The 26,712-nt window shown below is 67.0% G+C and carries 20 protein-coding genes, 2 tRNA genes and 1 pseudogene; 13 read left to right on the top strand and 10 right to left on the bottom strand.

The genetic code is table 11. From position 1 onward, the window contains the following. Positions 1 to 142 precede the first annotated feature (142 nt). Together E8A12_RS06625 and E8A12_RS06620 are read left to right on the top strand one after the other, a co-directional pair. Positions 143 to 2,230 (top strand): S9 family peptidase, encoded by a 2,088-nt coding sequence (locus tag E8A12_RS06625; protein ID WP_293367128.1) that lies wholly within the window; start codon positions 143 to 145, stop codon positions 2,228 to 2,230. After that, a complete protein-coding gene (locus tag E8A12_RS06620; RefSeq protein ID WP_293367127.1) occupies positions 2,227 to 2,772 on the top strand; it encodes a GNAT family N-acetyltransferase in 546 nt (181 codons plus the stop codon). The genes E8A12_RS06625 and E8A12_RS06620 overlap by 4 nt, the downstream gene beginning before the upstream one ends. A gap of 15 nt (positions 2,773 to 2,787) precedes the next feature. On the opposite strand, the gene E8A12_RS06615 is transcribed toward E8A12_RS06620, so the two are convergent. Beyond that, a complete protein-coding gene (locus E8A12_RS06615; protein ID WP_293367126.1) occupies positions 2,788 to 3,567 on the bottom strand; it encodes a tryptophan 2,3-dioxygenase family protein in 780 nt (259 codons plus the stop codon). Between the two features lie 343 nt (positions 3,568 to 3,910). Between E8A12_RS06615 and E8A12_RS06610 the strand changes: the two genes are divergently transcribed. Beyond that, positions 3,911 to 4,165: a hypothetical protein gene (locus E8A12_RS06610; protein WP_293367125.1), complete on the top strand. Its 255-nt coding sequence runs from the start codon at positions 3,911 to 3,913 to the stop codon at positions 4,163 to 4,165. A 24-nt stretch (positions 4,166 to 4,189) separates the two neighbouring features. Beyond that, positions 4,190 to 4,873, top strand: coding sequence for a hypothetical protein (locus tag E8A12_RS06605; RefSeq protein WP_293367124.1), 684 nt, complete (start codon positions 4,190 to 4,192; stop codon positions 4,871 to 4,873). A 237-nt stretch (positions 4,874 to 5,110) separates the two neighbouring features. Here the strand turns inward: E8A12_RS06605 and E8A12_RS06600 are convergent, their stop codons facing one another. After that, complete coding sequence (locus E8A12_RS06600; RefSeq protein WP_293367123.1) at positions 5,111 to 7,027, bottom strand: winged helix-turn-helix domain-containing protein; 1,917 nt, start codon at positions 7,025 to 7,027, stop codon at positions 5,111 to 5,113. Between the two features lie 267 nt (positions 7,028 to 7,294). On the opposite strand from E8A12_RS06600, the gene E8A12_RS06595 reads away from it, so the two are divergent. Continuing rightward, complete coding sequence (locus tag E8A12_RS06595) at positions 7,295 to 7,882, top strand: PEPxxWA-CTERM sorting domain-containing protein (RefSeq protein WP_293367122.1); 588 nt, start codon at positions 7,295 to 7,297, stop codon at positions 7,880 to 7,882. A gap of 99 nt (positions 7,883 to 7,981) precedes the next feature. Here the strand turns inward: E8A12_RS06595 and E8A12_RS06590 are convergent, their stop codons facing one another. Then, positions 7,982 to 9,169, bottom strand: a complete 1,188-nt coding sequence (locus E8A12_RS06590) for a Fic family protein (protein WP_293367121.1) — start codon at positions 9,167 to 9,169, stop codon at positions 7,982 to 7,984. Positions 9,170 to 9,733: 564 nt separating this feature from the next. On the opposite strand from E8A12_RS06590, the pseudogene E8A12_RS06585 reads away from it, so the two are divergent. After that, a pseudogene (locus E8A12_RS06585) lies at positions 9,734 to 10,168 on the top strand (tyrosine-type recombinase/integrase); the annotation flags it as partial. A 44-nt stretch (positions 10,169 to 10,212) separates the two neighbouring features. Here the strand turns inward: E8A12_RS06585 and E8A12_RS06580 are convergent. Beyond that, positions 10,213 to 10,286: transfer RNA gene (locus E8A12_RS06580), tRNA-Gln, on the bottom strand. 148 nt (positions 10,287 to 10,434) lie between these two features. Between E8A12_RS06580 and E8A12_RS06575 the strand changes: the two genes are divergently transcribed. Continuing rightward, positions 10,435 to 10,511, top strand: a tRNA-Pro gene (locus E8A12_RS06575). Between the two features lie 158 nt (positions 10,512 to 10,669). On the opposite strand, the gene E8A12_RS06570 is transcribed toward E8A12_RS06575, so the two are convergent. Further along, positions 10,670 to 11,431 (bottom strand): alpha/beta hydrolase, encoded by a 762-nt coding sequence (locus tag E8A12_RS06570; RefSeq protein ID WP_293367120.1) that lies wholly within the window; start codon positions 11,429 to 11,431, stop codon positions 10,670 to 10,672. Between the two features lie 128 nt (positions 11,432 to 11,559). Between E8A12_RS06570 and E8A12_RS06565 the strand changes: the two genes are divergently transcribed. Continuing rightward, positions 11,560 to 11,994, top strand: a complete 435-nt coding sequence (locus E8A12_RS06565; RefSeq protein WP_293367119.1) for a MarR family transcriptional regulator — start codon at positions 11,560 to 11,562, stop codon at positions 11,992 to 11,994. Between the two features lie 31 nt (positions 11,995 to 12,025). Here the strand turns inward: E8A12_RS06565 and E8A12_RS06560 are convergent, their stop codons facing one another. Then, positions 12,026 to 12,568: an HD domain-containing protein gene (locus tag E8A12_RS06560; protein ID WP_293367118.1), complete on the bottom strand. Its 543-nt coding sequence runs from the start codon at positions 12,566 to 12,568 to the stop codon at positions 12,026 to 12,028. A gap of 371 nt (positions 12,569 to 12,939) precedes the next feature. Between E8A12_RS06560 and E8A12_RS06555 the strand changes: the two genes are divergently transcribed. Both E8A12_RS06555 and E8A12_RS06550 read left to right on the top strand, forming a co-directional pair. Next, positions 12,940 to 15,621: a TonB-dependent receptor gene (locus tag E8A12_RS06555; protein ID WP_293367117.1), complete on the top strand. Its 2,682-nt coding sequence runs from the start codon at positions 12,940 to 12,942 to the stop codon at positions 15,619 to 15,621. Between the two features lie 73 nt (positions 15,622 to 15,694). Then, positions 15,695 to 17,707, top strand: coding sequence for a tetratricopeptide repeat-containing sulfotransferase family protein (locus tag E8A12_RS06550; protein ID WP_293367116.1), 2,013 nt, complete (start codon positions 15,695 to 15,697; stop codon positions 17,705 to 17,707). Here the strand turns inward: E8A12_RS06550 and phnX are convergent. Further along, positions 17,704 to 18,477: a phosphonoacetaldehyde hydrolase gene (gene phnX, locus E8A12_RS06545; protein WP_293367115.1), complete on the bottom strand. Its 774-nt coding sequence runs from the start codon at positions 18,475 to 18,477 to the stop codon at positions 17,704 to 17,706. The two genes, E8A12_RS06550 and phnX, sit on opposite strands and share 4 nt — an antisense overlap. Then, the gene (locus E8A12_RS06540; protein WP_293367114.1) at positions 18,474 to 19,616 is read right to left on the bottom strand and encodes a TIGR03364 family FAD-dependent oxidoreductase; all 1,143 of its coding nucleotides are present in this window, start codon (positions 19,614 to 19,616) and stop codon (positions 18,474 to 18,476) included. The genes phnX and E8A12_RS06540 overlap by 4 nt, the downstream gene beginning before the upstream one ends. Positions 19,617 to 19,768: 152 nt before the next feature. Here E8A12_RS06540 and E8A12_RS06535 point away from each other — a divergent pair, with 152 nt between their 5' ends. Both E8A12_RS06535 and sppA read left to right on the top strand, forming a co-directional pair. Beyond that, positions 19,769 to 21,097 carry a DUF5690 family protein gene (locus E8A12_RS06535; RefSeq protein ID WP_293367113.1) on the top strand — a complete coding sequence of 443 codons (1,329 nt, stop codon included), beginning with the start codon at positions 19,769 to 19,771 and terminating at the stop codon, positions 21,095 to 21,097. A 140-nt stretch (positions 21,098 to 21,237) separates the two neighbouring features. Beyond that, entirely contained in the window at positions 21,238 to 23,013 is a 1,776-nt protein-coding gene (gene sppA, locus E8A12_RS06530; RefSeq protein ID WP_293367112.1) for a signal peptide peptidase SppA, read from the top strand. 10 nt (positions 23,014 to 23,023) lie between these two features. Here sppA and E8A12_RS06525 read toward each other — a convergent pair whose 3' ends face one another. Then, entirely contained in the window at positions 23,024 to 24,058 is a 1,035-nt protein-coding gene (locus E8A12_RS06525; protein ID WP_293367111.1) for a retropepsin-like aspartic protease, read from the bottom strand. Between the two features lie 136 nt (positions 24,059 to 24,194). Between E8A12_RS06525 and E8A12_RS06520 the strand changes: the two genes are divergently transcribed. Continuing rightward, positions 24,195 to 25,388, top strand: coding sequence for an aspartyl/asparaginyl beta-hydroxylase domain-containing protein (locus tag E8A12_RS06520; protein ID WP_293367110.1), 1,194 nt, complete (start codon positions 24,195 to 24,197; stop codon positions 25,386 to 25,388). Positions 25,389 to 25,493: 105 nt separating this feature from the next. On the opposite strand, the gene E8A12_RS06515 is transcribed toward E8A12_RS06520, so the two are convergent. After that, positions 25,494 to 26,712, bottom strand: a 1,219-nt coding sequence (locus tag E8A12_RS06515; RefSeq protein ID WP_293367109.1) for a TonB-dependent receptor, incomplete at its 5' end; no start/stop codon positions are given.

Genomic DNA, 26,712 nt, shown 5'->3' with positions numbered 1-26,712 from the left:
GCGTCTGCGTGCGCGATCTCGATGGTCCGCACTGAATCAGAAGCCGGCCGCGCCGCCAAGGCGCCACGGCGTCGCGGCCTGACCTTATGCGGAAGGCGCCTTGCGCTTGAGCGTCGACGCTTGGCGCCGCATCTAGCAGGGCATGAGCACGCCCGCGCCGCCTAAGGCACCGAAGATTCCCAAGCGCATCGAACAACTGGGCCGCGTCCGGGTCGACGACTACGCCTGGATGAAGGACGACAACTGGCAGCAGGTGCTGCGCGACCCCAAGACCCTGCGCGCCGACATTCGCGAGGCGCTGGAGGCCGAGAACGCCTACACCGAGGCCCTGCTGACCCCGACCGAAGCCCTGCAGGCCCGGATGTTCGGCGAGATGAAGGGCCGGATCAAGGAGGACGACAGCTCCGTCCCCTCGCCCGACGGCGCCTGGGACTACTACGTCCGCTATGAGCTGGGCGCGCAGCATCCGATCCATGCGCGGCGCCCTCGTAGCGACGGCGATGGCGAGCAGATGCTGCTGGACGAGGAGGCCCTCTCCAAGGACAAGCCGTTCTTCCAGGTGGGCGCCGCCAGCCACAGCCCCGACCACGCCCTCTACGCCTGGGCCGCCGACGAGCAGGGCTCGGAATACTACACGATCCGGGTCACCGACCTGGCCACGGGCGAGGCGCTTGGAGTGGCCGCCGAGAGCGCCTACGGGTCCCTGGTCTTCTCGCCGGACAGCCAGTGGCTGTTCTGGATCTGGCGCGACGAGAACGCGCGGCCCGCCAAGGTCTTCCGCCGCCCGGCCCGCGGCGGCCCCGACGTGCTGGTCTATGAGGAAGCCGACGACGGCATGTTCCTGGGCCTCGGCGTCACATCTGACGACAGCCACATCCTGATCGGCGTCGGCAACCAGGAGACCACCGAGTCCTGGCTGATCCCCGCCTCGGACCCGACCGCCCAGCCGGTGGTGATCGAGCCGCGCCAGGTGGGCGTGAAGTACACCCTCGACCACTGGACCGACCGTTGGGTGATCCACACCAACGCCGACGGCGCCATCGATTTCAAGCTCGCGACCAGTACGGCTGAGGTCCCCGCCAAGGCGACCTGGGGCGACTGGATCGCCCACCAGCGCGGCCGCTACATCACCGGCTTCGCCGCCTACGAAGGCCATCTGGTCCGCGCCGAGCGGGTGGACGCGCTGGACCGCCTCGTGGTGACCGCGCGCAACGGCGAAGAGCACGAGGTCGCCTTCGAGGAAGAGGCCTACGCGCTGCACCTCGAGGACGGCTACGAATACGAAACCACCACGACCCGCTTCGTCTACCAGTCGCCGACCACGCCGCGGCAGACCTACGACTATGACCTGGCGACCCGCGAGCGGACGCTGCGCAAGACCCAGGAGATTCCCTCCGGTCACGATCCGAGCCGCTATGTGGCGCGCCGCCTTTACGCCACGGCGCCCGACGGCGAGCAGGTCCCGATTACCGTCCTGATGCTGAAGGACACTCCGCTCGACGGCTCCGCGCCGCTCCTGCTCTACGGCTACGGTTCCTACGGCATAGCCCTCGACGCCGGCTTCTCGATCCGCAACCTGAGCCTGGTCGACCGCGGCTGGATCTGGGCCAACGCCCACGTCCGGGGCGGGTCCGACAAGGGCTGGGGCTGGTTCCTGGACGGCCGCAAGGAGAAGAAGCCCAACACCTTTTCCGACTTCATCGCCTGCGCCGAACATCTGATCGGCGCCGGCTACGCGACCGAGGGCAGAATAGCGGCCTACGGCGGCTCGGCCGGCGGCATGCTTATGGGGGCGATCGCCAACCTGCGGCCCGGGCTCTGGGGGGCGATCATCGCCGCGGTGCCCTTCGTCGACGTACTCAACACCATGAGCGACACGACGCTTCCGCTCACCCCGCCGGAGTGGCCCGAGTGGGGCAATCCGCTGGAGGACGCCGCCGCCTACGACCTGATCACCTCCTACAGCCCCTACGACCAGGTGAGCGCCCAGGCCTATCCGCCCGTGCTGGCCACCGGCGGCCTCTCCGACCCGCGTGTCACCTACTGGGAGCCGCAGAAGTGGATCGCCAAGCTGCGCGAGTTTTCGGCGGGCGACGCACCGATGATGCTCAGGATCAACATGGAGGCCGGCCACGGCGGCGCCTCGGGCCGGTTCGACTTCCTCAAGGAGATCGCGCTGGACTACGCCTTCGCCGTCTGGGCGCTGGAGAAGGGCTGGGAGAAGGCATGATCGTCCGCGACGCGACGGAGGCCGACGCCGAGGCCCTGGCCGCCATCTATGGCGACGCTGTGCTGCACGGCTTCGGGACCTTCGAAGAGGACCCGCCGTCAGCCGCCGACATGGACACCCGGCGCCGCGCCGTGCAGGCCCAGGGCATGCCCTATCTGGTCGCCGAGCTGGACGGCCAGGTCCTGGGTTTCGCCTACGCCGGTCCGTTCCGCCCGCGCGCCGCCTACCGCTACACCCTGGAAGACAGCGTCTATGTCTCCCCAGACGCCAAGGGCAAAGGCGTTGGCCGAGCCGTGCTGTCGGCGGTGATCGCGGCCTGCGAGAAGCTGGGCATTCGCCAGCTGATGGCGGTGATCGGCGACAGCGGCAATTCCGGCTCCGTCGGCCTGCATCGGTCCCTGGGCTTCGAGCAGACCGGCGTGGGCAAGAGCGTCGGCTTCAAGCATGGCCGCTGGGTCGACATCGTCCACATGCAGAAGCCGCTTAACGGCGGCGACAGTCTGCCGCCTGAAGGCGGCGGCGTGACCCTGACCGGCCACTGAGGCGCGTCACCGCGCCTACATCGCGGTCCGCAAGGTCAGCAACTCGGGGAAAAGCTTCCGGTCCAGCGCCTTGACCAGGTAGGACACGCCCTCCGAGCCGCCGGTCCCGCGCTTGAAGCCGATGATGCGCTCCACCGTCTTCATGTGCGTGAACCGCCACTGCTGCAGGCGATATTCGAGGTCGACCAGCTTCTCGCCAAGCTCGTAGAGGTCCCAGTACGCCTCCGTCCGGCGATAGATCTCGAGCCAAGCCGCCTCGACCGCGGCGCTGGGAACATAGGGCTCACGCCAGTCGCGCTCGAGGTGATCGGCGGGAATGTCGAAGCCGCGCCGGGCCAGCAGGCGCAAGGCTTCGTCATAAAGACTTGGCGTCCCCAAGAGCACCTCAAGCTCGGCGCGGCGCGCGGGCGCGGCGTCATGCACATCCAGCATCCGCGCGTCCTTGGCGCCCAGCAGGAACTCCAGCTGACGGTACTGGAACGACTGGAACCCCGAACTCGCGCCCAGGCTCTCGCGGAAGTTGGCGTAGTCGAAGGGGGTCATGGTGGCCAGGATTTCCCAGGCCTGGATCATGTGCGCCTGGATGCGGGCGACACGCGAGAGAGTCTTGAAGGCCGAGCGCAGATCGTCGGCGCGGATGCGCTCCGCGGCGCTGCGGATTTCATGGATCGAAAGTTTCAGCCACAGCTCGGTCGCCTGATGGATGACGATGAACAGCAGCTCGTCGTGCTCCTCAGTCGCCGCGGTCTGGGCGCTGAGCAGGGTCTCCAGCTGCAGATAGTCGCCGTAATCCATCGCCTGCCCTCACGTCTGCGCGCGCCCGGCATGGACGCCGCGCCGCGCACAGCCTCGCACGGCGGATGTTCGGAAGGGAGATTGGCTGGGGAACTAGGATTTAGCCCTGCAGAAGAATTCCTCAACAAATCAAGACACTTGAGAATCGGGTCGCCGGACTTAGCAGCACGATTTAGTAGCAAGACCGGGTTAGCCGCAAGTCGCAGATGGCGTGTGTTGGCATCGGCCCCTCGGCGCCACGTCCAGCAACATGAGGTCTGACGTGACTCGTCCCGAGCCGCCTCTTGGCGTGGAGCCATGTTGCTCCTAGTTCCGACTTAGGGAGCTTCGGCAGAGATTCGGGATGACGACGTTGACACGCGAGGCGCTGTACACACTGGTCTGGGCCGAGCCGGTGCGGAAGGTGGCTGCAAAACTCGGTATGTCCGATGTCGCGTTCAAGAAGTACTGCGTGCGCGGCGGCGTGCCGGTGCCCGAGAGGGGCTACTGGGCTAAGCTGGCGGCAGGCAAGCGCGTCACGCAGATCCCGTTGCCCCATCGAGATCCCGGTCCACTGAATCGAGGGAGGATCAGCCCAGTTCGTGCTACCCAAGCTTGACCATGGTGGGCGGGGCAGAGCGGCGTGGACATTCATAGGCCAAAGGCGGCGCACTCGGTCCGCGAGTTCCTGATCGAGATCGGCACCATCATTTGCGGTATCCTGATCGCGCTGGGACTGGAGCAGACGATCGAGCTCCTTCATTGGCGCCATGTGGTCGGGGAGGAACGCGAGGCGCTGAAGGACGAGCTTGGTCAACTTCGCGCCGCCATGCTGGGCCGCATGGAGCTTGAGCCCTGCTTCGCCGCGCGCCTGGCGGAGGTGAACGAACTGATCCGACGACACGACGCCGGAGCGCCGCTTGGTCAGCTCGGACGCGTCGGCCGGGCGCTGAACCCTAACACCAACAAGCCGCTCTGGGAGCTGGGTGTTGCTGATCAGTCGCTCGCGCACATGACGCTGAAGGAGAAGCGGCGTTTCATCGAGGCCTACAACTGGGTCGACGTCTATCGAGTGAACACAACCCACGAATCTGAGGCTTGGCGATCACTTCAAGTGCTGAATCACGCAGCCGTACTCTCGCCCGCGGACTGGTCGCAGGTGCGCAAGGACTACGAAGAGGCGTCCAGCGTACATTGGATCATTGCGAGCAGCTTCCCGACCTGGATGGCCCCGATCAAGGCGCTCGCCACCGAAGCGCCGTCCAGGAACCTCCGCCAATACGAACCGGTGAAGGCCTTCTGCACCCCGATGTTAGCGACGAAATAGAGTTAGGGCTGCATGGACATCCACAAACCAAAGGTGGCGCATAGCTGGCGCGAGTTCCCCAACTCAATGTCTGGCAACCCCCCGATCCGGATTTTCGCGATGTCCGCTTTTGGGCATTGGGCCAAAGACCGCCCCCCCGATCCGGACGTTCGCTTGGTCCGCTTTCGGGAAGTGAGGCGATGACCGCTTTCGACATAGCGGACCTTGGACATTGCTTGCCGCGCGTAGCGGTCGCGCTCAGTTCGCGCGTCCGAATGTCGCGCAGATCGTAGGGACCGATTGGCCGACACAGAAGTCCGGGCTGTGGCCCGATCTGCGCCAATAGTCGATAAGTCCAAGCCGGTCCGCGAGCGTTGCAAACTCGGGCGTTCGCCGGGCGCTGGCAAAGGACGGCTCGAACAATATCGACAGTTCAATCGGGTTTCGCCCGATGAGCCGCGCCGCGGCGGCGACGGCGTCACGATCCAACCCCGCCATCGCGAGCGCCACCACCGCGGCTCGGCTGGTCGCCCCAGGCTCCGGGAGTCTCAGGAACCCCGCCCCCGCGCGTCGTATGTCCGGGGTCGTGCCTGCCGCCAGGGCGGCGATCAGCGATAATTCAGCGGACTTCGCCGGCCCGTCCGCCATCCGCGCGGCCATGGCCTGCGCTAGCGTCCAGTCGCGCGACCACAGGCCGAGAAATAGCCTCGACTGGTCCAACGTCCCCGGCTCGGGCAGGAACCCGGCGACGGCGGCGAGCTTGGTCTTGGCCGCGGCGAAATCGCCGGCGGCGGCAGCGGCTTCGCCCGCGCGGCGCAGCCACGGGATGTTCTTGGGTTCCTGTTCGCTCGCCCGCGTCCCAAAACTTTGAGCCTCGGCATTTCGACCAACCGCCGAGAGGAAGTTCGAGTAGTCGCCGAACTCGCAAGCGCAATCACTCGGCCGCCCGGCCAGCGCCTGCTTGAGGAGCGCCTCGCGGCCGACGAAGTCGAAGGGCGGCCGTAGTCTCGCAAGCGCGAGGGGAATGTGGGGCTCGGATGGATCGATCGCCTTCGCCACCGAGACCAGCCCCAGGCCCTCGGCGCGCGCCGCCTCGGCGTTAGCTCCGCCGACCGCGGCCTGATCGCCCAGCATCTCGGCGAGCCGCGCCCGAAAATAGGCGGACCTCGGCAGGGCGGCAGCGGCATCCCGGAACCGCGACATCCGCGTCGCCAGGGACGTGGTCTTGTCGTGCCAGGTGACGCAGGCGGCGGAGAGCGCCGGGAGCGCAGACTCGCGATAGCCGCCCGTCAGCTCCTTGTCGGTCACCGCAAGCAGGATGCAGTCCGCGGTGCGGCCGATACGCAGGCCCAAAGAGCGTGTCAGCATCGGCTCCGCCACGTCGCGGTCGAGCCGCAGCTCCGCGACCGCGTTGTCGCTCCCGGGCTTCAGAAGTTCGGCGAAAACGTGCAGCCGCGCGCCGCGCTCGGCCGGCGCCACCGTTCCCCGCACACGCCATGTCTTGGGATGGTCCAGTCGGCGTGGCGCTGTCGCGGCGACAGAGAAGAAGCGGTCGTTGGCCAGGAAATCGACGACTTCAGCCCGAAGCTCCGCTGGCAAGCCGGGCGTGAGGCCAGGGCCGGTCGGAGTGAAGGTCTCGACCTCGACCACCTGCCGGGCGGTTGGGAAGAGCCCGAGCCGATCGCGGAACACCCAACTGCCTGCCGCGACCACAACGAGAAGCAGCAGCCCGGCGAGTGCGAACCGCCACAGCCGGCGGCGCTGATTGACGAGCGGGTCGGCGGTCGCGGACGCCCCGCCCGCCGACATATCCGTTTGCGCTGTTAGCCCGACCGGGGTCGCTGTCGCCCCGATCAGTCTGTAGCCAACCCGCGGAATGGTCTCGATGGCGAACGCCCCGCCTGTTTCTGCCGCCAACTGGCGCAGCAGGCTGACGATCCGATCCAGCGCCGCCGCGCCGACCACAACCCCGCCCCAGCACAGCGCGTTCAACCGTTCGCGAGAGAGCGTGGCGCCCTGCGCTTGGGAAAGCGCCACCAGAACCTGCATGACCCGCGCCTGCACCCGCCGCTCGGCGCCGTCAGCCCCGGTCAGCGACAGGTTCGGCGGATCGACGCGCAGCCCGCCGAGCCGAAACGGCGCGATGTCCGCCAAGACGATCCCGCCGTCGTCCACGCCCAAGCTCACCACCGAACCCTATTGTCGCTCAACGGTATAGTCCGCCCCGCGCTCCGCTTACGACGACAAATCAGCGGCGGATCAGAAACAGATCAGGTCGGGCGTATCGATCGGCGGCAAGCTCTGGGGCACGCTGCGGGGTGAGATTCGCTGAAACGCGAAGGCGATGTCCAACAGCTCTGGGACCCTGAGCACGTGTGGGCCTAGCAACATTAGGCGCGCTGGGAGGCTTGGCCCGGTGAAACATTGAGGGAGGCCATAAACGTGCTGGGGTGGAAATGGGTACGAAACGCTTTTGCGGGATTGGCGGGCGCTCTCATCTGCGGAGCAGCGGCGCAAGCCGCAACGATCACTGAAACGGTGTCATTTACCGCCGAGGGTTTCGGACCTGGCGCACCGGTTGACCCGCTGAGCGGATCGTTCACCTTCACCATCGACCCAACACAGGAATATATCAACGCAGGCGGCGTAACCACCAATTACCTAAATATAGATGTTCCCAGCCCCGTGGAATTTATCTACTTCCCGAATCTTGACTTACAAATCGCGTCTTTCGAGATCAACACCCAGTCTTTTTCGGATAGCGCTGGTTATGGTTTCGTCGTCGACTTCACACAGTCCAGCAATGCGTTCTTCAGCGGCAATGGAACTAGCGACAATGTTGTTGGTAACGTCGGTATTGCGGACTACCGATATATGTTTGGTGTGACGGATTTCTTCAGCCCAAACGTCACCTACACTGTAACCTCCGCCGGTGTCCCCGAGCCTGCAACCTGGGTAGTGATGCTGGCGGGCCTTGGCGGCGTCGGCTCGCTGCTTCGCCACTTGCGTCGCCGCGCTGGCCTAGCATAAATCGCATTCGTCCTCAGCCAGGCGGCAAGCGCCGCGGGTTAACCGCGGCCCTGACGAGAATTCTGGGGACCTAGCCATCGCGACGGACCCCCAATTCAGTCACTCCGGAGCGGCCGGGAGGGGGGCGGTGCCTTCGTTCAGTATGTCGAGGTACGCGCGGTAGCCGTAAACGCGTCCTCGTTGGCGCCCCGTCACCTCATCGACGATACCGAGGCGCTGCAGGTCGGCCAGGGCCGCATTGATAGTGGGCGCCGTCAGGCCCGTGCGGCCGACCAACGCCTTGGAGGTCGCGAACGGGTTCTCCTGCAAAAGTTCATGGACGCGCAGCGCCGAACCCGCCCGTTCGCTCTCGGCGGTGATCAGCTCCCGATCGCGCTTAAAGAGCTCGACGATCTGCGTCGCCGCCTCGAAGGCCTGGTTTGCGGTCTCGGCGACCCCATCCAGAAAGAACTCGAGCCAAGCTTCCCAAGCTCCGCGCTCCCGCACTTCCTGCAGCAGGCGATAGTAGTCTGCTCGGTGGGTCTTCAGGTACAGGCTGAGGTATAGCAACGGCTTGCGCAGCACATCGTTGACACAGAGGTAGAGCGTCATCAAGAGGCGGCCGATCCGACCATTCCCATCCAGGAACGGGTGGATGCTCTCGAACTGCACGTGAATTAGGCCAGCCTTGATGAGCGGCGGGAGGCGCGACTCCGTTTCGTGCAGAAACCGCTCGAAGAGATCGAGACAGGCGTCGAGCTCAATCACCGGCGGCGGCACGTACATGGCGTTGCGTGGCCGAGTGCCGCCGATCCAGTTCTGGGAGCGCCGGAACTCGCCGGGATTCTTCGTCTCACCCCGGCCGCTTTTCATCAGCCGCGCGTGCATTTCACGGATCAGCCGTAGCGATAGCGGAAGCTCGTCCAATCGCTCCAAGCCGTACATCATCGCATCGACGTAGTTCGACACCTCTCGGATGTCGTCGATCGGCTGGCCGGACTGAGCTTCCGTTTCAAAGCGCAGAAGGTCGGAGAGCGTCGATTGAGTGCCCTCAATCTGCGAAGAAAGGACAGCTTCCTTGCGGACGTACATGTAGAGGAACAAATCCTGGCGCGGCAGGAGCATGGTGACTCCGTCCAATCGGCCAAGGGCCCGCTCCGCGGCGATCAGCTTCGGCAGGAGATCCAAAACATCGACGGGCGGCGTCGGCGGGAGCGCCGGCGGCACGAAGGCTTTCACCGTCTCGCCTGCGGTGATCGTATCGACGAAGCGACCGAACCGGCTGACAGAAGTATGTGACTCGCTCATGCGCCCAAGGTGGCGATGCAGGCTTATTAAAGCAATATCTAGAATTATTTAATAACTTAACGAGTACCGAAAGCTGGCTTTAGTTAGGGGCTCGGCGAGCGTCTTCTGGTGAGGCCATCGGCGTAAGCGCCCATGCTCCCTGCTCTCGGCATGCGCATTCGCACCGGAGGAGAGACGCTCCACCAAGGGAACTGTGGCGTCTACCAACGGTCGCCTCGGTCGGTTAATAAACAAATCTACGGTCTAGTTTAACAGTGACATTGCTATCGAAAGTGGCTTTTAATTAGAGGCGCTCTGCCAGAGCGCCATGACGACGTGGTCCTCCGCGCCAAGTTTAGCTTCGACGGGCTATTCGGGCATGAATGAGTTTCGACCGTTTCAGAAGCCAAGCTGTCGTCCAAAACGTAGGGCGTAGGTCTACGAGTTGCGGAGGCCTTCCCAATTCGGGAGACTTCAATCTCGCCAAAGGCGGCCCTGAGCGGGTTGCGGCTGGCCGACCTCATCAAGCTGCCGTGAGCTTCTGTCGGACAGCACGCCTTCGTCTGGCAGACCGGCAAGAGCCGGGGCCGGCGCCCGGTGGTGATCCCGATCTACCCGGCCTTGGCAGAGCTCATCGGCGAAATCCCCCGTGGGGCCAGCCTCACTATCCTCAACTCCGCCCGTCGGCGCCCCTGGAGCGAAGCTGGGCTTGAGAGCGCATTCCGGCGCGCGAAGGTCGACGCTGGCGAGGCCGCGGCAGTGGCCGCCGGGGACAGCAACGCCGTGAGCGGGATCCGCCAACTCCGCTTCCACGATCTGCGCGGCACGGCGGCCACCAACTTCGTCCGGGCAGGCCTCGACCTGCACGACGTCGCGACGGTTCTCGGCTGGTCAAAGGCCAAGGTCGAACAGATCGCCGCCCGATACGTGACGGCCGAGGAAATCGGTCTGGCGATGGTGGAAAAGCTGCGGCGGAACAGGCCGGAAATGGAATCGGTAAACCGGGCTGTAAACCGCTAAGCGCGGCCACCTTTTGTTCGGGCGGATTATCTAATGAAATGGATTGGCTGGGGAACTAGGACTCGAACCTAGAATGACGGTACCAAAAACCGCAGTGTTACCATTACACCATTCCCCAGCAGGAATGGCCGGAGGGGTCCCCCTCGCGGAGGCGGTGAGATAGCGCAGGAGACCCTGCGATGCAACGTCTCGCGCACCCCTGGCAAAGCCGTCGCCGCGCCGCCTTGCGGGCCTCTAACCCCTCCTCTATAAGGCGCCCTCCAAATCGGAGTGTGGCTCAGTCTGGTAGAGCACCGCGTTCGGGACGCGGGGGTCGCAGGTTCAAATCCTGCCACTCCGACCAATCCTCCCGCCGCCAGCGTCGAAGGTTCGGGAGGCCGGGGGTCTCCGACCCTCCGAAGTTCCTCCCGAGTCGAACGTTCTGACGCCCGATGGCGCGCAACGCGACGGGCCCCGAAGCTCGCGCCTCGAGGCCCGCTCAGTTGAAGCGTGTGGACGCGGTTACTTCGCCGCACCCTGGGCCGCCTGTTCGATCAGGCGTGCGACGACCTGCGGGTTCGACACATAGATCGCATGGCTGCCAGCGGTTTCGACAGCCGTCGCGCCGGCCCGGCCCGCCATCTGTCGCTGCGCGGGCGCGGGGATCATCCGGTCGTCCGCGGTGACCAGGTACCAGCTCGGCCGCGACTTCCACGCGGGCGTGGTCACCTGGCCCTCGAGGGCGGCCACGCCCCACGGGACCTGCGAGCTGGCCATGAACGCCGCCTGCGCCGGCTTCACATCGGCGGCGAACGAGGCGGCGAACTTCTCCCGGTCGAGGAACAGGAAACCGTCCTGGGGCGGGAGGATCGGCGGCACGGAGGCGCCGGGCGGCGGATTGGCGATCAGGCTGTTCACCGACTCGCCCTTATCCGGCGCGAAGGCGGCGATGTAGACGAGGCCCTTCACCTTCGCGTCGTTGCCCGACTCGGTGATCACCACGCCGCCGTAGGAATGGCCAACCAGGATGACCGGGCCGTCCTGGGCGGCGATGGCGCGGCGGGTGACGGCGACGTCGTCGGCCAGCGAGGTGGTCGGGTTCTGGACGACGGTGACCTTGTAGCCGTCCTTCGAAAGGACGTTGTAGACGCCTTCCCAGCCCGAGCCGTCCACGAAGCCGCCGTGCACCAGGACGACGTTCCTGATGGCCGGCGCGGCCTGGGCGGCAGTCCCGGCCATCAGAGCCGCGGCGGAGGCGACAGAGGCAATGATCTTCTTCGACATGTTCGTTCTCCTTGTTGATCTGCGATAATGATTATCGCGATAACTACTGGCTAGTCCGGCCAAAATAGCTTGTCCAGAAGTTTTTTATCGCGATAATGATTTTTGCCGTCACGAACTCAGGAGCGATCGTGGATTACGAGTTTCCCCTCCCCTTGGACCGCCAGCTGGGGTTCGGGCTGTACAGCGCCTTCATGGCGGTCAGCCGCGTCTACAAGCCCTGGCTGGACCAGCTGGGCCTGACCTATCCGCAGTACCTGGTCATGTGCGTGCTGTGGGAGGACGACGACCAGACCATTGGCGGGATCGCGGCCCGCCTGGACCTCGAGCCCAGCACGATCACGCCCTTGATGAAGCGCCTCGAACAGGCCGGGCATGTGGTCCGGAAGCGGAATCCTTCGGACGAGCGGCAGGTGAGGGTTCAGCTGACCGACCAGGGCCGCGCCGTCCGGCCGCAGACCAGGACGCTGGCCGACGCCCTCTACGACAGGTCAGGAATGAGCGTCGAGGCGGTCGCCGACCTCAACACGAGGGTCAAGGCGCTGCGGGACGCCTTCCGCACCTAGGATCCGAGACCGCCCTGGAGGGCGCCGCAACCTAGTCGGTCCGGAGACCGCGCAGCAGCGCGCCATAGTCCCCTAGCGGCGTGTGGGGCGCGCCATCCAGCTTGCCGCCCTCGTCGTAGCGCCTCAGCCGCACGGCGTCGGCGAAATGTGCGACGGCCTCGAACCGCCGCGCCTGGCGCTCAGAGAACGGTCCGCCCTGCAGTTTCAACGTCTGGCGCGAGGCCGCGCTCAGCGCCGACTCGTAGCCGGCCTCGGTGGCGCAGAGGTAACGCTTTGCCGCCACGTGCAGGGCGATCGGCTGGGTCACTGCGGGTCCGAACAGGCCGCGCAACGCTGCGGCTCCGTGGACCTCGTGCCGGTCGTCGGTCTCCAGGGCCTGGGCCTCATCGGCCTCCAGGAGGTGGCCGAGATCGTGCAGCAGGGCCGCGGCGACCAGGCTGTCGCCCGCGCCGTCCGCCGCCGCCAGCTGTGCGCATTGCAGGGCATGGTCGAGCTGTGAGACGCCCTCGCCATAATGGCGCGCGCCGCGGCGCTCGTAGAGCTCAAGGATTCCCTCGACCGTCGTCGGGTCCATACCGGTCTCCACAGCCAACCCTGGCGCGCCTCGAATATGGCGCGCCGCCTTGCGCAGGAATGTCCAGGCTGAAAATCCGCAATGCAAGGCTGCGGATTGCAAGATCTCAACAGTCTTCGCGGCGATATGGTCCGTATACGGATTGTCCGGACGAAGACAAATCAAATAGGCCGCGAAAATCTATTCATGGATCTGAAATTCAACCGTCACCGAAGCTTCACCGGGCCCTCCTAGCGTCCCCGTTCTGAGCGCGGCGAGGGATACGTCGCGGCTTTCTGTTTGGCGTGACCGTTTCGGCGTGTGCGGAGGGCTGTGTGGCTCCCCGTTCGCATGCCTTGCCGGCCGCTGGGGTAGCTTTCGGGGGAGAAATCATGAAGGCCAGATACGTCGTTTCCTGTTGCGTGGCCGCGATCCTGAGCGGGAGCGCGTCCGCCGCCATGGCCGCGGACGCCGCCGACGCCGCCGCGGCCGCGGCGAGCTCGCCGTCGTCCGCAGCGGTCGAGGAAGTGATCGTCACCGCGCAGCGGCGCGACGAGTCGGCCGAGACCGTACCGATGACCATCCAGGCGTTTTCCGGCGCGGCCCTGTCGGCGCGGAACATCACCACCTTCGACGAGTTGCTCAGGATCACCCCGAACATCGAGTTCGCGAACAACGGCCCGGGTCAGGGCAACATCTTCATGCGCGGGCTGAGCGCGGGCTTCGCCGGCGGCCAGTCGAGCGCGACGGTGGGCAACTTCCCGAACGTGGCGGTGTACCTGGACGACCAGTCCATGCAGTTCCCCGGGCGCAACGTCGACCTCTTCATGGCCGATATGGACCGCGTGGAAGTCCTGGAGGGTCCGCAAGGCACCCTGTTCGGCGGCGGCGCCGAAGCCGGCGCAGTGCGCTACATCACCGCCAAGCCGAAGATGAACACCTATTCGGGCAGCGTCGACGCGAGCTACGGCGTCCAGAGCCACGGCGACCCGAGCACGAGCTTCGTCGCCATGCTCAACATCCCGGTGCTCACCGACAGGCTGGCCGTACGCGCGGTGATCTACAGCGATCACCAGGGTGGCTACATCGACAACGTCCCCTCGACCTTCACCCGCTCGAACAACGACAACAACGTCTACTTCGGCATCAAGCCCACCAACGGCATCTGCCCCAATGGCTTGCCGGCCGGCAAGCAGACCGGCGGTTGCACGATTCCGAACGCCGCCCAGGCGAACAACTTCTCTCTGGCCGAGAAGAATTTTAATCCGGTCAGCCATGACGGCGCGCGCCTGTCGGCGCTCTACGACATCAACAACGACTGGGACGTCCTGATCACGGAAAGCTTCCAGAACATGGACGCCGAGGGCCTGTCGAGCACGCTCCCGGTCGGCTCCGACTTCCAGCCGCTGCAGCCGCTGCAGACCACGGTCTTCACGCCCACCTACGACAAGGACCGCTTCATCAATTCAGCCTGGACGGTGAACGGCAAGGTTGGCGACCTGAAGCTGATCTACACGGGCGGCTACATGACCCGTCACATCAACCAGCAGATGGACTACACGAACTATTCCCGCACGCTTTATGGGCAATATTACGAGTGCACTGGCGGCACGGCGGGTCTGATCGCCAAGGGGACGCCGCTGACCTGCAACTCGCCGGTCACCAGCTGGCACGACCAGGTGCGCAATACGCACATGAGCCACGAAATCCGCCTGAGCACGCCCGACAACTGGCGCCTGCGCGCCGTGGGCGGCATCTTCTTCGAGCAGTTCCGCATCAACGACACCATGGACTTCAACTACAAGACCATCCCCGCCTGCCGCGAGGGCGACAACCTGGCCATCGCGCTCGCCGGCGGCGCGCCCTGCCTGGGCAATGACGAGCCCTTCCCGGGATCGACGACCAACGAGCCGGGTCCTCGCCCCGACAACACCGGCTTCGGCGAGGAAGTGCAGCGCGGCTACGACCAGACGGCGCTGTTCGGATCGGTCGACTACGACATCATCCCTGAGGTCCTGACCGTCACCGCCGGCACGCGGTATTACGACTACACCGAGAGCGAGACGGGGTCGGTCTACTCGACCAATGCGGCCTGCCTGGATGTGCTCACCTGCGGGCACAACACCAACATCAACGCCGAGAACCTCCACGCCAAATACACCGGCTTCAAGAGCCATTTCGGCCTCACCTGGAAGCCGATGGAAAACACCCTGCTGTACTACACCTTCTCGCAGGGCTTCCGGCCGGGCGGCTTCAGCCGCTCCGCACGGGACAAGGCCCCGGACGAAAACGGCATCCCGCAATACAAGACGCCGTTGGCCTATACGCCCGACACCCTGACCAACAACGAGATCGGCTTGAAGAAGGAGTTCTTCGACCGCCGGCTGCAGGTAAATCTGTCCGCCTATTACATGCAGTGGGACAATGTGCAGATCGCGCTCTACCAGCCCTGCTGCCTCGGCAACACGACCTTCCTGGTCAACGGACCGAGCTATGTGATCAAGGGTCTCGAGGCCCAGTTCACCGCGCGGGTCACCGACCAGTTCACCCTGGACGGCTCGGCGACCTACAACGACAACACCCAGTCCAATTCGCCCTGTCTGACGGACAACGAGCCGAACTCCCCGAACCTTGGCCACTGCATCACCGAGATCAAGGGACAGCCGTTCGTGAACCCGTTCGGCGTGCAGGGCGGCGTGTCGGCCTACTCGCCCAAGTTCCAGGGCAACCTGCACGGGCGCTATGACTGGGATATCGCCAGCTTCAAGGCCTTCGCCTCGGCCGACGTCAGCTATGTGGGCAAGATGTTCACCCAGCCGGCCAACTACACGCCCGGCGACTCCCCCAGCGAGACCCCGATCCCGGACACGACCTATCTGCGCTACGAGCTGCCGGCCTACACCACCTTCGGCGCGGCCATCGGCGTCAGCAAGGACAGCTGGAAACTGCAGCTCGTGGGCCAGAACCTCGGCGACTCCCACGCCTCGACTTTCACCAGCACCGCCCAGTTCATCAAGTCGGAGGTGCCGCTGCGTCCGAGGCAGGTCAGCATCCGGATCAGCGAAGCCTTCTAGAGGCTGACTTTCACCAGCTCGAGTGGGAGAAGGGGGCGGCTGCATGCGGCCGCCCCGCCCCGTCTTGGATTTCATGCCCATCCACGCTGACCTTCCGCAGGCCTCCGCCGTCGAGCAGGAGGTTATCCGACTGCGGCGGCTGCAGCAGGACGGCGGCCATGAGGACGCGTTGACGGGCGCTGAAGGTCTGCTCGCGGCCTGGCCTGAAAACCGCGACCTGCTGCTGATCGCGGCGACCAGCCTGCGCCACCTGCGCCGCGTCGCCGACGCCATGGCGATACTGCAGCGACTTGAGCGCCTGCAGCCCGCCTTCAGCCGGCTGCATCAGGAACGCGGCCTCTGCTACGTGCAGCTGAAGGATGCGCCGAACGCGATCGACGCCCTGCTGTTGGCTGTGAACATCAATCCTGCCCTGCCCGCCAGCTGGAGCATGCTGCAGCGGCTCTACGGCATGGTGGGAGACGCGGCCAACGTCGCGACCGCGGCCGACCATGTGGCGACGCTCAAGAACCTGCCGTCGGACGTGGTCGCCGCCACCAGCCTCTTCTCGGACGGGGAGCTGGCGGCGGCCGAGCAGATCATCCGCGCGTTCCTGTTGCGGGACGGCGACCACCCGGACGCCATGCGGCTCCTGGCCCGCATCGCGCTCGCCCATGACGTCCTGGATGAGGCGGAGATCCTGCTGGCGGCGGTCCTGGACCTCGCGCCGGCGTACAGGGCGGCGCGCTACAACTACGCCGAGACCCTGATCAAGCGGCAGAAGCATGCCGAGGCGACCGATCAGGTCGCGCTGCTCCTGGAGTCGGAGCCTTCGAATGCTGACTACCTCACCCTCGCGGCGACGGCGGCCGTGGGCCTGGGCCAGCATGAGCGCGCGATCGCCATCTATCGCGACATGCTGCGCGATGCGCCCGGCTCGTGGGATGTGCCGCTCTGGCTGGGGCACGCGCTGAAAACCATCGGCCGCCTTTCGGAGGCGATCGAGTCCTATCGGGCGGCGTCGGCGGCGCGGCCCAATTTCGGGGACGCCTACTGGAGCCTTGCCAATCTCAAGATCTACCGGTTCAGCGACGACGAGATCGCCGGCATGCGCGACCAGGAAGCCTCGCCGACCACCGGCCTCGTGGATCGCTACCACCTCTGTTTCGCGCTGGGAAAAGCCTTCGAGGACCGCGGAGAGACGGCGCGGTCCTGGGAATACTATGAACGCGGCAACGCCCTGAAGCGCTCCGAGAGCCGCTACCGCCCCGAGGTCCTGGAGACCAACACCCGGGCCCAGATCGAGGTCTGCACGAAGGCGTTCTTCGAGGCCCGAACAGGCTGGGGCGCGCCGGCCCGCGACCCGATCTTCATCCTGGGGCTGCCGCGGTCGGGCTCGACCCTTCTGGAGCAGATCCTCGCCTCCCACTCTCAGGTCGAAGGCACCCAGGAGCTGTCGGACATCCAGCGCCTGGTGCTGGAACTCCAGGGCCGGGACCCGGACCGGGACAATCCGCGCTATCCCGCCGCGCTCGCCGACCTGAGCGCCAACGACGTCGCCGCCCTGGGCGGGCGCTACCTTGCGGACACCGCTGTCTATCGGACCGACCGGCCGGTCTTCATCGACAAGATGCCAAACAACTTCCGCCACATCGGCCTGATCCACCTGATGCTGCCGAACGCGCGGATCATCGATGCGCGGCGCGAGCCCATGGCCTGCTGCTTCTCGAACCTCAAGCAGCTGTTCGCCCAGGGGCAGGAGTTCACCTACAGCTTCGAGGACCTAGCCCGTTACTACCGCACCTATCTGGAGCTGATGGCGCACTGGGACGCGGCGCTGCCCGGCCGCGTGTTGCGGGTGCATCACGAGGATGTCGTGGACGACCTCGAGGGCAGTGTGCGGCGGATCCTCGACTATTGCGGCCTGCCCTTCGAGCAGCCTTGCGTCGAGTTCCACAAGACCCGGCGCAGCGTCCGCACCCCCAGCTCCGAGCAGGTGCGCCAGCCGATCTTCCGCGACGGCCTCGACCAGTGGAAGGCCTACGAGCCCTGGCTCGGCCCGTTGCGGGACACACTAGGCGAGGCGCAGGAGCGCTACCGCGGCTAGAGCACCCCCGGCAGGTCGGCGACGGTGTCGATCACCGCGTCCGCGCCGGCCGCCATCAACGATGCGCGGGCGGCGTCCAGCCGGCGTTCGCGCTCGGCGGCGTCCAGCGCCCGATAGGCCTCGAAGGACAGGCCGATGCTGTTGCCGGACGCGGCCACGCCCACGGTGAAGCAGCCGGCGGCCCGGCCCTCGGCGATCCCGGCCTCGGCGTCGTCCACCTTGACCACGCGGCTGAGCGGCCAGACGCCCAGCTCGGCGCAGGCCTTGTAGATCATCAGCGGCGCGGGCCGGCCCTGCGGCGTCTCCCCGGCGCAGACCAGATGGTCTGGCGCATAGCCCTGCTCAGCCGCGCGGGCCAGCACAGGGGCCATCATCTCGCGGGTATAGCCGGTGGACGAGGCGATCTTCAGGCCATGCGCCCGCAGGGTCCGCACGGTTTCCGCTGCGCCGGGGATCAGCTGCGACGCCACCGCGGCGGCGTCGCGCATCAGCGGCCCGAGATCGGCCATCAGCGCATCCACGTCGATCTCGGCGGGCGCGCGGCCCTGCGCCGCCATCCATTCGGCGGCCACCTCCGGGCGGGCCAGCAGGGCGCGGACGTGATCGGCCTTGGCGATGCCCATGTCGACCCGGGCTGCGGCCTCCGCCAAAGCGACGCCGCGCCGGCCGAAGGCCTCGACATAGGCCGCGATCGGCGCGCAGCAGCCGAAGTCGACCATGGTGCCCGCCCAGTCGAAGATCACCAGATCGTAGGCGCCTCTGTCCGTCATGCCGTCGTTCCTTCGCTCAAGAGATCGGCCACGATCTCCTCGCCCAGGGCAAACCCGGTCGAGGCACCGGCGCCGGTGGTGACCATGGCCAGGCGGACGCCGGGCGCCGGCGCGTCGATCAGCACTGTGCGGTCCTGCGCCGACGCATAGGTGCCCGTCCACCGCTCGATGACCGGCGAGGCCGGTCGGGCGAACACGTCGGCGAACTCCTCGAGGATCAGCTCGTCGACCGCCTGATGCGAGAAGGGATCGGGGGTCGGCGCATAGTGATGGCTGTCGCCCACCACCAAGCTGCCGTTGGCGCTCTGCACGACGATGAGATGGACCCCGTTGGCCAGGTGATCCGGCTGCTCGACGGCCAGGCGCACGCGCAGCGCCTCGGCTTCCGGAAGGGCCGCATAGCCGGCATAGCGGGCCAGGCCCAGGTCCGACATCACCCCCGCCGACAGTCGGAACCCCGGATCGGCCAGCCGCAGCATCTGCAGCTTGCAGCGGGTGACGCCCGCCGTCGCCACCCGTTCGGGGAACAGGCTGTAAAGGTCGTCGCCCGGGCAGACCGCCACTGCGCGCGCCTCGATGGCGCCCTTCGTGGTGACCACCCGGCCGGTCTCCACGGACAGCGCCGCCGCGCCCCACAGGAACGCCACCCCGTGACTCGCCGCCAGCCAGGCGGCCAGCCGCGGGATCGCCTGCCGCGATTCGACCCGCAGCTCGTGCGGGCTCCAGAGCGCCGCGAGCAGTTCGCCGCCGGCCAGGTGCGGGTGATCGCGCGCCACCTCGCCGGGGGCAAGCAACCGACACCCCTCGCCCATCTCGGTCTTCAGGAAGGCCTCCAGCACCGCGACGGCCTCGGCGCGGCGCGCCACCATGACGAGGCCCTGGTGAAGGATCGGGACGCCCGCCTGCGGCGCGACCTCGGCCCAGACGTCGCGGCTGCGCCGCGCGCGCTCCCACATCGCGCCGCGCTCCTGGCCGGTGACGGTGATGAAGCCGAAGTTGCGCACCGAAGCGCCATTCGCCTGGGCGTCGCGGTCGATCACCACCACGCGGCGGCCCCGCCGGGCGGCGGCCAGCGCGCAGGCCATGCCGACGATGCCGGCTCCCACCACTGCAAGATCGTACGGACCGCCGTCGGCCATGCTCATCCTCTAGGCGCGCGACTCGCGCTGGACCCAACAAACACCGCCAACGTGACAGGCCGATGGACCCGCCGTCACCAGAGCGTCATCAATCTCTCCAATGTTCGCCTGGACCGCGCAGATCCGCGCCAGACGTCATCGGGAGGCGCGACTTGGCCGGCCAGCTGCAAGACCGATTGGCGCGCGCCAATCCCATCCTGTTCACCGCCGTGGCCGGCGTTGCGGGATTCTGCGCCTACTTCTCGATGTACGCGTTCAGGAAGCCCTTCACCGCGGCCACCTTCGAGGCCGTGCCTGGCTGGCACTTCACGCTCGACTACAAGATCGCCCTCGTGCTCGCCCAGGTGGCCGGCTACGCGCTGTCCAAGCTGATCGGCATCAAGGTGGTCTCCGAGCTCAGCCCGGCCAGGCGCGGGATCGCCATCCTGCTGCTGATCGGGATCGCGTGGCTGGCGCTGGTGGCTTTCGCCCTCATTCCGGCGCCCTGGAACGTGGCGATGCTGTTCTTCAACGGCCTGCCGCTCGGGATGATCTGGGGCCTGGTGTTCGGCTACATGGAGGGCCGGCGCGTCTCCGAGGCGCTGGGCGCGATCCTCTGCGCCAGCTTCATCCTGTCCTCGGGCGTGGTGAAGTCGGTGGGCGCGTGGCTGATGCACTCAGCCCATGTGGGCGAGTTCTGGATGCCGGCGGCGGCCGGCGCGGCGTTCTTCCCGCTGCTGTTGGTCTCGGTCTGGCTGCTGGGCCAGCTGCCGCCGCCCAACGCCGCGGACGAGGCCCAGAGGGTCAAGCGCGCGCCGATGAGCGCTGCAGAGCGGGCGGCCTTCCTGGCCGTCTACTGGCCGGGCATCGCGCTCCTGACCGCCTCCTACGTCCTGCTTACCGCCTTCCGCGACTTCCGCGACAACTTCGCCGCCGAGGTCTGGACGGCGCTCGGCTATGGCCACGAGTCCGGGGTCTTCACCCAGAGCGAGCTGCCGGTGGCGGCGATCTCGCTGGTGGCCCTGGGCGCGGTGATGGTGGTGCGCGACAACCTGAAGGCCCTGATGGTGATCCACGCCATCGTGGTCGCGGGATTCCTGCTGCTGGGCGGCTGCGCGTGGGCGTTCGAGGCGCATCTGATCTCGCCGCTGGCCTTCATGATCGCCGCCGGCGCCGGGCTCTACATGGCCTACACCCCGTTCAACGCCATGCTGTTCGACCGGCTGGTGGCGTTCAGCGGCCGGGTGGCGACGGCCGGCTTCCTGATCTATGTGGCCGACGCGTCCGGCTACCTGGGCAGCGCCGCCCTGGTGGTCTGGCGCAACTTCGGCGCGGTGAAGATGGACTGGCTGCGCTTCTTCATCCTCAGCGCCTATGCCACCAGCGTGGTCGGGGCCGTGCTCTCCACCGCCGCCGCGGTCTATTTCCTGAGGCAGGGTCGCGCCAGACGGCCGAAGGAGCCGACCGGGCCGATGCAGGCCGCGTCCGTCCCGCCTGGCTGACGCTGTATGAGGTTCGCGCCCTGGAATCGCCCGTCGGCCCCGCCGAAGACGGACCACGAGGTGATGGTCGCCGTAGGTCCGAGGCCGTGCGCCGCTGAAATCGTGTGCGCGAAGCCGCGGCGCGACTTAGAAGGTCTGCGATGAAGCAATTCCTGATCACCGCCGCTGGGGTCTTCGCCGGCCTGCTGATCTTCCTGATCGGCGTGCCCTTCGTGCTGATCTCCATGGCCGCCGCCGCCGCGGGACCGTCGCCCACGCCGTCGAAGGCGGTGCTGGAGCTCGATCTTCGCGATCCGCTCACCGATCAGTCGCCGCAGAGCACGCTCGCCAACTTCGCCCGCCGCGGCCACTCGGCCATGTCGATCCTCGAAGGCCTGCGCCGGGCCGAGACGGACGACCGCATCAAGGCGGTGCTGGTGCGCTTGCCGGAAGGCGGCGTCGAGCCCGGTCTGGCCGACGAACTGCGCCTGGGCATCAAGCACTTCCGCACCTCCGGCAAGCCGGTGATCGCCCACAGCCAGGGGCTCTATCCGTCGGGCTTCGTGACCGCCAGCTACATGATCGGCGCCGCCGCCGACGAACTCTGGATGCAGCCCGGCGCCTCGTTCCAGGTGACCGGCCTCGCCAACGAGGACCTGTTCTTCAAGCGGCTGTTCGACAAGTACGATATCAAGCCGGACTACGAGCAGCGCTACGAGTACAAGAACGCGGTCAACGGCTACCTCTACGACGACTACACGCCGGCCCACCGGTCGGCGGAATTGAGCTGGCTGGGCTCGATCTACACGACCGACATCGCCGCCGCGGCGGGCGACCGCAAGCTCGACCCGGCGGTGCTGAAGACCGCGCTGGAGGCCGGGCCCTACCTCGCCGAAGACGCCGTCGGCCTGCATCTGATAGACCACGTCGGCCAGGTCCACGAGGCGCAGCAGGCGCTGATCAAACGGGCCGGCGACGGCGCCCAGCTGGTCGACTTTGAGGACTATGCCCACGGCCGCCCGCCGCGCGAGCGCGGAGCCGGGCCGGTCGTCGCGGTCATCGAGGCCGAGGGCGACATCGTCGATGGCAAGGACCAGGGCGGCAACCCCTTCGCCGGCGGCTCCAGCATCTACGCCGACGACCTCTCCCAGGCCTTCTACGACGCCATCAAGGCCAAGGACGTGAAGGCCATCGTGTTCCGGCTCAATTCGCCCGGCGGATCGGACACCGCCTCCGAGGAGATTCTGGCCTCGATCCGCGCGGCCAAGGCGGCCGGCAAGCCAGTGGTGGTCTCCATGGGCACCTATGGCGCATCGGGCGGCTATTGGGTGTCGTCGGAGGCCTCGGCCATCGTCGCCGAGCCCTCCACGCTCACCGGCTCGATCGGCGTCTTTGGCGGCAAGTTCGCGCTCGGTCCGGCGCTGGCCAAGTTCGGCGTCGACGTGCGCCAGCTGGGTGTCGGCTCCTCCTACGCCGGCGCCTTCGGCATGGGCCGCGAGTTCACGCCGACCGAACGGGCGGCCTTCTCCAGGTGGATGGACCGCATCTACGACAACTTCGTCCAGCGGGTGGCCGTGGGGCGCAAGCTGTCGCCCGACCGGGTGCGCGAGATCGCCAAGGGCCACGTCTGGACCGGCGTCCAGGCCAAGGACCTGGGGCTCGTCGACCAGATCGGCGGCTTCTACGACGCGGTGGACAAGGCCAAGACCCTGGCCGGCATCTCCGGCGAGGCGCGGTTGCGGCGCATGTCGCCCTCCAACTCGCCCTTCGAGGCGGTGCAGAAGATGCTCGGCGTCTCGGCGACCTCCGCCCGCACGCTGGCCGCCGCGGCCTGGGTGTTCGGCGATCCCCGCGCCCAGCAGCTGATCGACGAAGCCAGTCAGGCGCGCCTGCGCAGCCAGGGAGCCATGGTGCTGGCCCCGACCCGGGTCCGCTAGGCTTCGACGCTCATCCCGGCAAGGACCGGGACGGCGTGCGCTCGCCGGGCACGGCCGGGGTGAACACCACCACCTTGCGGCCGAAATCCAGCGCCACTTCGTGGAAGTGGCGCAAGACGTCGATGCCGATCAGGATCGCCGGCCGGTCGTTGAGCTGCCATAGGTCGAAGATGTGCAGGTCGGCGAAGACGCCCAGAACCTCATAGATCTGCATCCCGCCCAGCCGCAGCACCGGCAGGGGCGCGAACTCACCCACGGCGGTCTGACCGGTGGCGCTGATCAGCGGCACCGGCGCCAGCCGCACGCCGAACTCCGGATGGCTGTGCACGACCGCGTCGCGCAAGGTGCGGTTGCCCACCGTCACCTGCGCCCCGGAATCGATGAAGGCCGCGACCCGCACGTCCGCCACCTGGGCGTCGAGGATCACCAGCTGGCCGTTGCGGTAGGCGGCGCTGACCGGGATCGGAGCGTTGTAGGCCGGGATGCGGGAATTGACGCCTTCACCCACTTCCACCCCCTGGCCGGAGGGGGAGATCTCGAAGCGGTTCTCGGCGAACAGCAGCGACATGCGCCGTCCGCGCAGGATGTCGACGCCTAGAAGGCCGTCGGCCCCCAGCCGGTCACGCGGCAGCACCGGCAGCGTCAGGTTCTGGGAGGAGACGGCGCCCACCGACAGCTTATGCACCTGCGCCAGGTTGGCCGGCTCGGCGCCGGCTATGCCGTGCACCTCGGCCTGGCCGGCGCCTGGCAGGTTGCAGGCGGCGGCGGCCTCGGTGGAGACCACGGTGCGGTTGGCGCCGGTGTCGACCACGAAGCCGTAGGGACCCTGGCCGTTGAGCAGCACCGGCACGGTCATCCGCTTGGCCTTGTCGAAAGCCGTCTCCAGCTGGGCCGTGCCGTCCGGCGGGGCCGGCGGCGTCACCGGTCCGGTGTCGGTGAGGTTGATCGAGATCAGCCTGCGGGCCGCGGGCGTGGCGCAGGCCCCCAGCAGCGCGGGCGCGAGCGCGGCGGCGAGGCCGCGCCGGGACCATCCTTGCCCTGACATTCCGACTCCCTTTGGCGCGAGCTTGCCCCCAGGAAATGCAAAGCGGAAGGCGGTTGCGACGAACGCGCCGCGGGCCGAGGCCGGCGCGCGCATATCCCGCCTTGCCGCCGGGCGCCGCGCTTGGCATCAATCGCCCATGCCCGAACCGCAGAACAGGGATACGGCCGCAGATCTCCAGGTCGCCTGGAGCGAAGGCGCGCAGGCTCTGCGCGAGGGCCGGGACCTTGAGGCCGAGGGGTTCTTCCAGCGGATTGTCGCGGCCGGCGAAGCGACGGCGGCGGTGTGGGTCGCCATTGCGCTCGCCCGCCACGGCCGCGGCGATATGGCCGGCGAGCGGGTGGCCCTGGAGGCGGCGCTCCGGATCGAGCCTCGCGAGATGCGCGCGCTGATCATGATGGCCGACAACTACGCCGGCGCCGGCGAGGCGCGGGCGGCGGATTCCTACTACATGGCCTTTGCGAAGCTGGCGGAGGCCGGCCGCGACGCTGCCTGGCAGGCCGAGGCGCAGCGCGCTCGGGCCATGACCGCCCGGTTCGCGGCCTCCTACGAGGCGGCCCTGCGCCCGCAGCTGGCCCGCTTTGACCTCGACACGCCGCAGGCGCGGCGCATGCGCCGCTCGCTGGACCTGATGCTGGGCAAGTCGGAGATCTATCTCCAGCAGCCTCGCAACTTCTATTTCCCGGAGTTGCCCAACATCGAATACGCCGACCGCGATGCCTTCCCCTGGCTGGACCGCATCGAGGCGGCCACCGGTGAGATCCGCGCCGAGCTCATCAAGGTGCTGGAGGAGGACGGGTCCTTTTCGCCCTACGTCGAGGCCGAGCCGAACCGGCCCTCGTTCAACGACAACGGCCTGATCGGCAATCCCGACTGGAGCGCCTTCTACCTATGGAAGGCCGGCCTGCCGGTGGCGCAGAATGTCACGCGCTGCCCCAGGACCATGGCCGCGCTGGCCGACGCGCCGCTCTGCAGCGTGCCTGGCCGCACGCCCTCGATCCTGTTCTCCCTGCTACGCCCGGGCATGCACATCGCCCCGCACCACGGCTTCATGAACGCCCGTTACATCTGTCACCTGCCGCTGATCGTGCCGGAGGGCTGCGCCATGCGGGTGGGCTCGCAGACGCGGGCCTGGACGGAGGGCCACGCCTGCGTCTTCGACGACAGCATCGAACATGAGGCCTGGAACCGGAACCCCGACGACCTTCGGGTGGTGATGATCTTCGACGTCTGGCGCCCAGAGCTCTCCGCCACCGAGCGCGACTTCGTCTCTACGGTCCTCCAGGCCGTGGATGGCTACGGCGTCGCGGACGCGGACGCCGCCCTGCCCTGAGGTCTGGCGGGCGTTGACCGCTGCCGGGCATCGCCCTCATCCGCCATTGAAAAAGGGCGGCGGATTGCTCCGCCGCCCGATCTCTTTTGACGCTTGATCGTCGACTTAGAAGTCGGCGGTCAGACCCACGAACATGAAGCGGCCGAGCGCATCATAGACTTGCGGGAAGGTGTTGCCGTTGCAGAAGGTGGCGGCGCAGTTCGTGCCGGTCAGCGGCGGATCCTTGTCGAACACGTTGTTCACGCCAACCCGCAGGTTCAGGTTGTTGTGGACCGTGAAGCTGGCTTCCAGATCGATGTAGTTCTGGGACGCAAGGGTCCGCTCGTTGGCGAACTGATTGCCCGGCGAGTTGAGCTGCGGGTTCGAGTCGTAGGCGTCCAGGGTCACCTTGGCGAAATAGCGCCACTTGGCCCGCAGGCTGAGCGACTTGAACCAGTCGCCGTAGCTGTAGGGGGTGTTCCAGGCCAGCGTGGCGGTGTGACGCCATTCCGGCGCCGGAACGCCGCAGACCAGGCCGTAGAGGCCCTTACAGTCGTAGCTGGCGCCGCCCGGCAGCGGTTGGGTGATCAGGGTGTCCAGCCAGGTGCCGACCATCGAAGCCGAGATCGAGCCGTTGTCGCCCAGACCCAGGTTCGACAGGTCGGTGCGGTAAGCGGCGTTGAAGTCGATGCCGGTGGTCTTGAGCGAACCGGTGTTGAGCGTGGTGTCCTGCACGTAGCCCTGGTTGGAGAGCCACAGCGAACCGTTGGCGTCGCGGTGCACCAGGTTACAGAAGGTCGGGTTCGCCGTGTTGACGCACTGGGTCAAGATCAGGTTGGCGCCGTAGCCACCGATGAACTGGTCGATCTTGATGTCGAAGTAGTCGGCCGAGAGGTTCAGGCCCGGGATGAACTTCGGCTGCCACACCACACCGGCGGTGTAGGTGTCGCTGATTTCCGGCTTCAGGTTCGGGTTGCCGCCGGTCTGGCCGTTGTACTGGTTGGCCGGGTTGGCTTCGATCGCCAGGACCTGCGCGGTGGTCAGGTGGAAGATGCTGGCGCAGTTGGCGATCTTGGACGCGTTGGCCGCCGCGTTGGAGGCCAGGCCCGCGCAGGGGTCCTGGTTGCCGTCGAGGACGACGTTCTGCGGCGCGAACAGTTCGCCGATGTTCGGGGCGCGGACGGCGCGGTTGTAGCCGGCGCGCAGGCGAAGGCCGTCGATGACTTCCCACTCGCCGGCCACCTTGTAGGTGTTGGTGTCGCCGATCGAGGAGTAGTCGGAGAAGCGGTAGCCGAGTTCCAGGGACACGTCCTTGGCGAAGGGCATGTCGCTGATCAGCGGCACG

Origin of the sequence: Phenylobacterium sp., assembly GCF_004799395.1 — a bacterium.
In the GTDB taxonomy this organism is placed as follows: Bacteria; Pseudomonadota; Alphaproteobacteria; order Caulobacterales; family Caulobacteraceae; genus Phenylobacterium.
The sequence above is the reverse complement of the archived record's forward strand: the minus strand, read 5'-3'. Positions and strand labels throughout refer to the sequence as shown.